This is a genomic window from Acinetobacter gyllenbergii (assembly GCF_001682515.1).
In the GTDB taxonomy this organism is placed as follows: domain Bacteria; phylum Pseudomonadota; class Gammaproteobacteria; order Pseudomonadales; family Moraxellaceae; genus Acinetobacter; species Acinetobacter gyllenbergii.
Map to the genome: position 1 here is coordinate 84910 of NZ_KV575270.1, position 9587 is coordinate 94496.

Annotated in this window: 11 protein-coding genes; 5 read left to right on the plus strand and 6 right to left on the minus strand. The window is 39.1% G+C overall.

The window, feature by feature from the left end; genetic code table 11:
* Positions 1-18: 18 nt before the first annotated feature.
* A complete protein-coding gene (locus tag NG55_RS18370) occupies positions 19-846 on the minus strand; it encodes a hypothetical protein (RefSeq protein ID WP_065344058.1) in 828 nt (275 codons plus the stop codon).
* Positions 847-915: 69 nt separating this feature from the next.
* Positions 916-2505 (minus strand): peptide chain release factor 3, encoded by a 1590-nt coding sequence (locus tag NG55_RS18375; protein WP_065344059.1) that lies wholly within the window; start codon positions 2503-2505, stop codon positions 916-918.
* A gap of 433 nt (positions 2506-2938) precedes the next feature.
* On the opposite strand from NG55_RS18375, the gene NG55_RS18380 reads away from it, so the two are divergent.
* Genes NG55_RS18380 through ubiG form a run of 3 tightly spaced genes read left to right on the plus strand, consistent with a single transcriptional unit; the run spans position 2939 to position 4832 of the window.
* Entirely contained in the window at positions 2939-3328 is a 390-nt protein-coding gene (locus NG55_RS18380) for a hypothetical protein (protein WP_065344060.1), read from the plus strand.
* Positions 3328-4110 carry a helix-turn-helix domain-containing protein gene (locus tag NG55_RS18385; protein ID WP_065344061.1) on the plus strand — a complete coding sequence of 261 codons (783 nt, stop codon included), beginning with the start codon at positions 3328-3330 and terminating at the stop codon, positions 4108-4110. The genes NG55_RS18380 and NG55_RS18385 overlap by 1 nt, the downstream gene beginning before the upstream one ends.
* 14 nt (positions 4111-4124) lie before the next feature.
* On the plus strand, positions 4125-4832 hold the full coding sequence (gene ubiG / locus NG55_RS18390) for a bifunctional 2-polyprenyl-6-hydroxyphenol methylase/3-demethylubiquinol 3-O-methyltransferase UbiG (RefSeq protein ID WP_065344062.1): 708 nt from the start codon (positions 4125-4127) through the stop codon (positions 4830-4832).
* Between the two features lie 249 nt (positions 4833-5081).
* Here ubiG and NG55_RS18395 read toward each other — a convergent pair whose 3' ends face one another.
* Positions 5082-5927 (minus strand): metal-dependent hydrolase, encoded by an 846-nt coding sequence (locus tag NG55_RS18395; RefSeq protein ID WP_065344063.1) that lies wholly within the window; start codon positions 5925-5927, stop codon positions 5082-5084.
* 268 nt (positions 5928-6195) lie between these two features.
* Here NG55_RS18395 and NG55_RS18400 point away from each other — a divergent pair, with 268 nt between their 5' ends.
* Positions 6196-6795 carry a TetR/AcrR family transcriptional regulator gene (locus NG55_RS18400; protein WP_228704200.1) on the plus strand — a complete coding sequence of 200 codons (600 nt, stop codon included), beginning with the start codon at positions 6196-6198 and terminating at the stop codon, positions 6793-6795.
* 50 nt (positions 6796-6845) lie between these two features.
* The gene (locus NG55_RS18405) at positions 6846-7229 is read left to right on the plus strand and encodes a carboxymuconolactone decarboxylase family protein (protein ID WP_065344065.1); all 384 of its coding nucleotides are present in this window, start codon (positions 6846-6848) and stop codon (positions 7227-7229) included.
* 117 nt (positions 7230-7346) lie between these two features.
* On the opposite strand, the gene NG55_RS18410 is transcribed toward NG55_RS18405, so the two are convergent.
* From NG55_RS18410 to NG55_RS18420, 3 genes are all read right to left on the minus strand, one after another.
* Positions 7347-8231 (minus strand): LysR family transcriptional regulator, encoded by an 885-nt coding sequence (locus NG55_RS18410; RefSeq protein WP_016542008.1) that lies wholly within the window; start codon positions 8229-8231, stop codon positions 7347-7349.
* A gap of 21 nt (positions 8232-8252) precedes the next feature.
* On the minus strand, positions 8253-8978 hold the full coding sequence (locus NG55_RS18415) for a helix-turn-helix domain-containing protein (RefSeq protein ID WP_065344089.1): 726 nt from the start codon (positions 8976-8978) through the stop codon (positions 8253-8255).
* Positions 8979-9169: 191 nt separating this feature from the next.
* Positions 9170-9559, minus strand: coding sequence for an outer membrane protein assembly factor BamE (locus tag NG55_RS18420; RefSeq protein WP_016542006.1), 390 nt, complete (start codon positions 9557-9559; stop codon positions 9170-9172).
* Positions 9560-9587: the final 28 nt, after the last annotated feature.

Consider the following 9587-nt stretch of genomic DNA (forward strand, 5'->3'; position numbering starts at 1 on the left):
TAGCGGCCTCTGGCTCAATTAAAACATTTGCTGATATATTTCAGCTTGTAGCATTTGTTTGCTTTGTTCCGTAGTCAAATAAATATCTAGTTGTGGTGCATCTTTGCTGATTTCATTGGCACGATAATGCACTCCAATGCCTTCCCCATCAAAGAACCAATCGGCCTGTCCCCAATACAATTTTTTCGGCACTTGCTTTTTGACTTCTGCCGATTGCTTGTCTACCCATGTTTGATAATGCGCCTGAATAATCTGGTTTAAGGCATTTTGCTGATTCTTCTGGATTACATCCAAAACACTGACACTCTTTTGCAGCTTACGATCCGCCACAAAAAAGTAGAAGCGATCTTTCACCGCAATATCTTCTTGTTGTGTATCCACACCCACTTGCAACAATACATATTGATTCCGTTGCGAGGCAATACGTGTGGTTAGATGCAGTTCATAGGCTTTGTTTTTAGAATATTTATCTTGCCACTCATCTGACTTTTTCACGTAGGCATTAATCGCCTGTTGCAGGGTCAGGTTTTTATTCTGTTCAATTTGTTGCTGAATCACATTGGCCTGATTTTTTGCAATCCATGCATTCAGCCATTCATCTTGGGTTTTGACTGTCTGAATATCGAGATCAATACAGTTCTTCTTTTCACAGAATGGCAAGGCATAATCGGCCTTGGCTTCTTTCATATTTAAGTAAGGCAATACTTCAGCCTTTTCGACCGATGACGCAGCCTGTTCCTTGGTCTGTTCCTTAGTGCTTTCATTTTTATTCGGATGATCACATGCCGTTAAAGCCATTATGCCAATCATCATACTGACAGCTAAAAGTGGTTTTAAAGTGTTCATTGCATCATCCTTTATTTTTAGAGCATTCAATTAAAAACAGCTTCTAATTAGAAGCTGTTTTTGTGCAGTTTAGTGTTCTCGTGTGTTACGGAACTGAATATCTGGCCAACGTTCTTGCATTAACTGTAAGTTTACACGACTTGGTGCAAGATAAGTCAGATGACCACCGCCATCCACTGAAAGCTGGTCATGTGCTTTTTTCTTAAATTCATTCAGAATCTTGTCATCGTCACAATGCACCCAACGAACGGTATGTACACTGACTGGCTCGTAAATACAGTCAACCTTATATTCTTCTTTGAGGCGGTAAGCAACCACATCAAACTGTAGCACACCGACTGCACCGACAATCAGATCATTACTGATTTGTGGCATGAACACTTGGGTCGCACCTTCTTCAGATAACTCTTTCAGGCCTTTTTGCAGCTGCTTCGATTTCAAAGGATCTTTCAAGCGGACACGGCGGAACATTTCAGGTGCGAAGTGTGGAATCCCTGTGAAATGTAGATCTTCACCGCTGGTAAAGGTATCCCCAATCTGAATGGTCCCGTGGTTATGCAAACCAATGATATCACCCGGCCAAGCCTCTTCCAGATGTTCACGCTCGCCCGCAAGGAAGGTTAAAGCATCACTGATACGCACATCTTTACCGATACGCACATGATTCATTTTCAGACCTTTTTCATATTTACCTGAGCAAATACGCATAAAGGCAATACGGTCACGGTGTTTTGGGTCCATATTGGCTTGAATCTTGAAGACAAAGCCAGTGAAGCCTTCTTCATTGGCTTCAACAATACGTTCTTGCGTTGGATGTGCCTTCGGCTCTGGCGCCCAATTAATAAAGGTATCCAAGACATGATCTACTGCAAAGTTACCCAATGCAGTACCGAACAAGACTGGAGTTTGTTTACCTTGCAAGAATAACTCACGGTCGAGTGGCTCATTGGCCATTTGTACCAATTCAAGAGATTCCTCAAAGGATGACCATGCTAATTCGCCTACTTTTTCACGAATGTCGGCATGATCATAACCATCACGCACTTCAATATCAGTAATGGTTGATCCAAAACCTGCTTTATAGACATATAGCTTATTTTCAAGCAGGTTGTAGACGCCAGCAAAATCACGCCCCATACCTAAAGGCCAGGTAATCGGCACACAACGGATATTCAAGACATTTTCGATTTCGTCGAGCAACTCAAGAGGCTCACGAATTTCACGGTCCATTTTGTTGACGAATGAAATGATTGGTGTGTCGCGCATACGACACACTTCCATTAATTTAATGGTTCGTTCTTCGACACCTTTTGCACCATCGATCACCATCAAAGCTGAGTCAACGGCAGTCAAGGTCCGGTAGGTATCTTCCGAGAAGTCTTCATGTCCCGGCGTATCAAGTAAGTTAATGGTGTGCTTTTTATAAGGGAACTGCATCACCGACGTGGTAATCGAGATACCACGTTCTTTTTCCATTTCCATCCAGTCTGAGGTTGCTGAACGGTCAGACTTACGGCTTTTGACCATCCCCGCAACCTGAATCGCCTTCCCCCATAACAACAGTTTTTCTGTCATGGTGGTCTTACCTGCATCGGGGTGGGAAATGATCGCAAAGGTGCGACGTTGGGCAACCTGTGCCGCTAATTCATCTTTAAACATGCTAAAAAATCTACAATTTGTGCACCCATATGTATCTGCAAACAATGGCAAGAACAGATGGCATGCGAAAGAATTTAAAATTGGCGCAATTGTAGCAGATTTAGAAAATATATTTATCGATTGTTGATATGTCTTAAGTTATCCACATCACAACTAAAATTATATAATTCATCTAACGCATGGATACTCGTTTTCATACACAAGATCATGCTTGAAGGCTCCTCCAATCCGATACAAAACAAGTCATAGTGATGATGATAAACACCGGTAACCTGATTTCATTCATCCATAAAATCAGCGACTAAACCATGTCCATCTCTGACCCAAATTGAGAATAATGGCTGGATTGAAAAGTTTTTTGACCCAAACAAAGAAGTTAATCCATAAAAGGTAGATACAATAAAGAGAATCATTATCGTTTAAGGTGTCTATCATGTACATTCAAAGTATCGAAAAATTCCCCATTGTGACCCTGAGTTATAAAGCTCAAGATCAGCAAACTTTAGATGAGTTATTTGATTCATTTAATGTCTTGCTCGCTAAAAATCAAAAATTTGTTTTTATTAGTGAAGGTGCCTTTGATGAAACCGAGCAAAATAATGACCATGAATCCAGAAAGCGAATTGCAGCGTGGGTAAAAGCAAAACGTGAAACCTTATCTCGTTTAATTTTAGGATTGGTACATACTGAATCAGATCGTGAACAACGCGCTAAAGCTGAACAGTTTGCAAAAGTATATTTACAGTTTTCAGGTTATCCAATGTATGTAGTTTCGAGTAAAGAAGAATCTGATCAACTTGTCCAAACGCTTTTAAATTACTAATGGTCATCAATAATTTTCAGGATATTCAGTTTTCGCATCCATTGAGCGATCCAATCAGGGTACTCAAAATTGCTGCTGATATCCCCGATTGGGAGTTAGGTTGGCATCAGCATGACTACGGTCAGTTGATGGCAACCGTATCGGGTCTAATTACCATTTCGACAGATAAAGGCATCTGGGTGGTTCCCCCCAATACCGCGATCTGGATCCCCGCAAATACCCCACATTCCTCTGTCGGAATTGGTCTTTCAACCTGCTTTATCGTTTTTACTCAAGAAAATCTGTTCAATCAGTACGATTGCCATGTCATTCAAGTGAATGAGTTTTTAAATGCTATGTTGATCAGAACGGAGCAAATCAAAGCTGAATACCGCTCTAATCCTACTGATACTCGTCTTATGCAGGTTTTAGTCGATGAAATCATCCATGCGCCTCAGCAATGGCAATACTTACCACTGCCCTCAGATAAACGTTTGAAGATGATTACAGATTCTTTGCTACAACAACCTGATCAAAAAACCAATTTAGCCGAATGGGCAGCCATGTGTTGTATGAGTGAAAGAAGCCTGACGCGTAGCTTTAAGGAGGAAACCCATCTTTCTTTAAATGATTGGCGTAGACGACTACATATCACATTAGCTTTACAAAAAATGAATGAAGGCCGAAGCATTACCTATATTGCCAATGAATTAGGCTACGTTTCAGATAGTGCATTCATCACCATGTTTAAAAAAGCCATGAAATCTTCACCTAAAAAATTTTATGCCGAACGACAAATGTGATTGGAGAATCAAACATGAAGCCATCGAATTATGATCGTCACGAGCTTGCTAAATTTGAATCCATTTCAAATAACTGGTGGGATAAGCAAGGTGAATTTGCACCGCTACACCAGATTAACCCGCTGCGTTTAGGCTGGATAAAATCTGTTGCAAACGGTATTCAAGATAAGAAAATTTTAGACGTGGGGTGTGGGGGCGGAATTTTGGCTGAAAGTATGGCTCGAGATGGCGCGAATGTCCTTGGAATTGATCTTGGCAAGCAAAGTATCCAAATCGCTCGCGATCATGCACTTTTGCAAAATATCCAGACGATTGAATATCGCAATATTGCTGTAGAAGAATTGGCTGCTCTAGCTCCCCAACAATACGATATCGTAACCTGTATGGAGCTTTTGGAACATGTTCCCCATCCGGCATCCATCATTCAGGCTTGTGCAAAATTATTAAAACCCAATGGCTTGGCTTTCTTTTCTACAATTAATCGAAATCCAAAATCCTATTTATTTACCATTCTTGCAGGTGAATATATTTTGAAATTAATGCCGAAAGGCACTCATGATTTCAACAAATATATTCGACCCAATGAACTCAGATCTTTTGCAGAAACTGCGGGTTTAACCCAAACCCATACGATTGGCCTACACTACAATCCGATCACTGGATATTTTTGGCTAGCACCAGATATCTCAGTGAATTATATGACGAGTTATATTAAAAATTAATGCTCGCAGAGACATCTTTGTTAAATATACGATATCTATCAAATTACATTTTGGGCTTTTAGCTCACCAATTCAAAGCTAAAACTAATTGTCATAATCCTTCCTAAACAAGGATCAAGTCATAGGCTTAGCTGATTTCGTTCATCTAGCCTTATAAAGCCCCAACAATACTAACATTTCACCCCTTGTTAAAAGCTAGCATTGTCGTACTTTATAAAACTGCTGGTTAAAAATTATTTACGATAAACTTTTACACTGTCGTTAAACCCAAACGCTGACGCCATAGCTGTTCCAATGCTTTAGTGTCATGATCAAATGGATGGAAATCACGGCGAAAATAGTCTGCAAAATCTCCCAAAGATTTCTGGTTTACCAAGCCCTTTGCTCCTCCTATGCGACTGCAAAACTTTACAATACCTTTAAGAGAAAGCACTTTGTCACCTATTAATAGACGGCGCATGTTATTAAAAATAAGTAAAGTCAGAATACTCCCAGCAACAGCCATATAAAATGCGCGAAGCACGTAACCACCACCTGCCGCAACATAGGCATCAAAAAAAACCGCCTTATGTTCATTTTCTTCAAGTGAATGCCACAACCATAATTCACCTACTGGACCATTTAATAGCCTACTCCAACTATCATCTCGTAGAATTGCTGCCCCTAAGGTAGCTGTAGTATGTTCCACAGCACAACCTACTGCCATAATGTGCATACTAGGCAACAACTTCTGCATCCACTGGTATATCCATTTCATTTCAGCTTCTAGCGTCGCAATGTCAATTCCCTGCTCAGATGCATAATTATTAAAAGCAATATGCTCTTTAGCATGCATTGCCTCCTGCCCTATGAAAGCACTGATTTCCGCCTGTAATAATTCATTATCAATCTCTCCTCGGATTTTGCGTAGGGCTTCAATCAACATCAATTCACCCTGCGGGAAAATACCAGACATGGCATTCATCATGTGAGTTAGATAACTATCATTATCAAACCAATAGCGATTTGTCTGTGGAAAATCAAAGCTTAGGCGACGGACTGGGAAAGAAGCCTTTTTACGATTGGCCGTAGATATGCCAGAAGTTTTTAATGTCATACAGTTCTCCTAAAGAGCGTAATTTTACAAAAGTACTGTTAAGTTCTTTTGTAAAATTAAACCATTTTAGAGTCAACTAATATTTTTTAAGGGATTGAAAAAAAATAATTTTTATTTTTATCGAGAATCTTCTGCACTTGAGTAAAAAGTTCAATAATGCTAGCGTGAAGCAATTATTCTCAATCATGTATAAGTTCTTATAATCGTGAGTAAGCTTTCAGGATCGTACGACACCGAAGCGGCAGGTCTACCGCGTGGTCGCACTAGTTTGTCCCAAGACGAAACCCGTGCCAAACAACATCGCCGCCTAGTAAAAGCGGCCATCAGCGTTTTTGCTGAAAAAGGCTATGTTCCTACAACAATTGCAGATATCGTGAAACATGCTCGCGTCTCTAGGCAGGTGTTCTATACGCTATTTGAAACGAAGGAAGACTGCTTTCTAGCTGCAGAAGAACTGGGCAGACAAGCACTCTTACAAAACGCCTTTCAATACTTTCAGCAAGTCGACTTCAAGAACGATAACTGGATCCGTCTACCACTACGTGCTTATTTAAATTTGTGTATGCAAGAGCAAGAATTCACTATTGCATGGGCACTAGAGTTTCCACATGCTGGTCCTCGCTGCCTACGCCAACGCAATGCATTTTTTTCCGAGTTGGCCGAGATGCTTAAAAGAGGCCACCTTAAGATACAACAACATCAGCCGACACATTGGAAAGAAGTCCCTGAAGTGTTTTATCAAGCGGCAATTGGTGGGGCATATGAGATTGTATATCGTTGTATTTGTGAGCAGCGTTTTGCCGACTTACCACAATTGGAGGAACCACTAGTACAATTCATAAAAACGGTCCTAGGCTATCAACCTTAAAATATTGAAGGAACAATTCAATCTTTTCTCACTGCTAAAAGAGTAAAAATATGTCACAACAAGATTATGAAAATGGTTTAAAAGTCCGTACTGAAGTGATGGGAGAATCTTTTGTCAAACGTGCACAGGACAATACGGTCCCTTTTACGCAGCCTCTACAAGACTGGATCAACGAACATGCCTGGGGTTCAACATGGCAACGTGAAGGTGTATTACCGCGTAAATACCGTTCTCTGGTGACCATTGCCTTTTTAACAGCCCTAAAAAGCCCTACCGAACTTAAGGGGCATATTCGTGGTGCATTGAACAATGGTGCAACGGTTGAGGAGATCCAAGAAGTGTTATTGCATAGCCTGCCATATTGTGGCGCACCTGCAACACAGGAGGCTTTCCGAGCAGCACTTGAAGTCATCAATGAATATAAGGCTCAATAAACTGTGATTAAAATCAAAATAAAAAAGCCCTAATCAAATTAGGGCTTTTAGCACTTTTATTCATCAAAAATTAGAGCCATTCGGAAAAATTTTTATTCCAAATACAACGCTGGGCAACTAAAAATAATGATTTTTCACAATCTCGATAAATGCATTGCTCTCTTCAATGCTCATCTGTTGCGATTTGACGACACCAACATGTAAATGGACAGGAAAATCATTTAACTGAATGACTTCTAATCCTTCATGCTCTAACATAAATTTATCTAAGAACGACTTTGGATAAACACCCAGACCCTCACCTTTTAAGATACTTTGTAATTGGAGTTCTAATCCGAAAATCTCTTTATTGATATAAAAGCCTAACTTTCTTTCATATAAAAGCTTGGCTAGACTTTCTCTAAAACAGCAGCTCTCAGGATGAAGTACCCAACCTCTCTTACTACATTTTTCAAGGCTACTATATTTATAAGCCTCACCCTTTCTGGCAACAACCACAAAGGGTAGCGTCCCAACTTCTAAAAAAGAAATATTGCTGCTAAAACTCAGATTTGATGGAATCATCAATGCGGCTAAGTCAATTTCCCCATCATTGACCTGTTGAATCAGGCTGCAACCCCATCCACTATAAATATCAATCTCATAATGCGGATTAATTTTTTTTGATTCATTCGTCACAGCATCTAACAAATCGTCAATCAATGCCTGAGCAATACCAATCTTAATCTTTCTTTTGACTCCCTCATGACCTTCACTATGAACGTTTCTCAGTGACTCTAACTGCTTTAAAATAAAACAACTTTTAAAATAAACTTTTTTCCCTAATTGGGTTAATTGTAAGGGTCGCGTACTCCTGTTAAATAAAACCCCTTTCACAATCGCTTCCATATTAAAAATACGTTTTGTCACAGTTGACTGATTCACGCCTAATTTTTCAGAGGCGATGGTAATAGACTGATGATCAGCTACATATATAAAAGTTTTTAAATCCCTAATATCCAAAACTTTATACCTCACATCGAATTACTTTAAATACTTTCTAAACTGGCAAGGTGAACATCCAGCCCAGCCTCTAAATGCGCGTGTAAAAGCACTGTGCTCCGTATAACCCAATGTATATGCAATATCAGACAAACTCACATCTTCATTTTTTAATAAAAACAAGGCTTTCTCGTGCCTTTTTTGTTTGACTAATAATTTAAACTCTTCGCCTTCATTTCTTATTCTTTTAGATAATACCCTCGGTGTTAAGCGCATTTTTTTGGCGACTTTAACCAGATATGGCTCTCCTTCCGATAAAGTATTACTAATTTGAATATTCACTTTATCAATAAAATCTATCTTATCCTCGCTTTTAAGTGGGCAAGATGCAAAGAATGCCTGCATACACAGTTCATCGAACTTCTTAGAAATCGTTATCGAGTCAAATAAGTCACTATTATATAAAGCATATTTATAGGATTCATCTAAGCATGGTTCAAATATAAAGTGTGTATTCTCTACCATTAGACGATCTGTTAAACATTTAAATCCATCTATTAGATCTTGGCCGATAAAATCCTGATTTAATATTTCACAGCGATAAACTAAAACAATGCGAAAATGGTCCAAAGATAAACTATTGATTAAAGAAAAAAACTTATCTATATCTAAAAGAAAAAAAATGACTGCATGCTTTAGATCTTTATTTCCGACTTCAATAATATGCAGTCTGATATTTTTTTCACAATGTGAAAAAGTATGAAACATATGATCCATCTCATATTTCAATTCTTAAGAGCTTAACAAACCTTGGTCTTATTTTTTTGACACTTTATATCCGATAAATAATCATTTTAGGAAAATCAAACAAACAAGTCTTTCTTGCCCTGTTTGTTTAATTTAAATTCAAACTAGAATGTGCTGCTTCTTCATCGGTAATAAAATGATTCTACTCATTGCTAAACGATTCCACTCTGACAAGCATCACCTTTCCAAGATAAGCGTTCTGCTCTATATTTCTGATCAAAATCAATACGTAACTGACAGCGTTTATAGTCTTGTGTATTTGGTACACGAATATCTAAGACATAGTTCCATGTTTTGACCTGCATCAATCCTTCATTGAAATGTGGGTTTCCCAGAATGTGGCGGAGCTGATCTTTATTCATCCCCACACCTAAACGCGCAACATCATTTAACTCATAACGTTTAACCAATTTCAGATAACTCTTATCCACTTCTGGAAAAGTGACGTCCTGTATCTGTTCAACCTCTTGCTTGCTATAGGCGTGGTTCGACCCAACAACGGCAAACAGTGTCGTGATGATGAAAACTGGTAGCTTCTTCATTTTTATTCTCTCTTTATCCTGCTGAAAA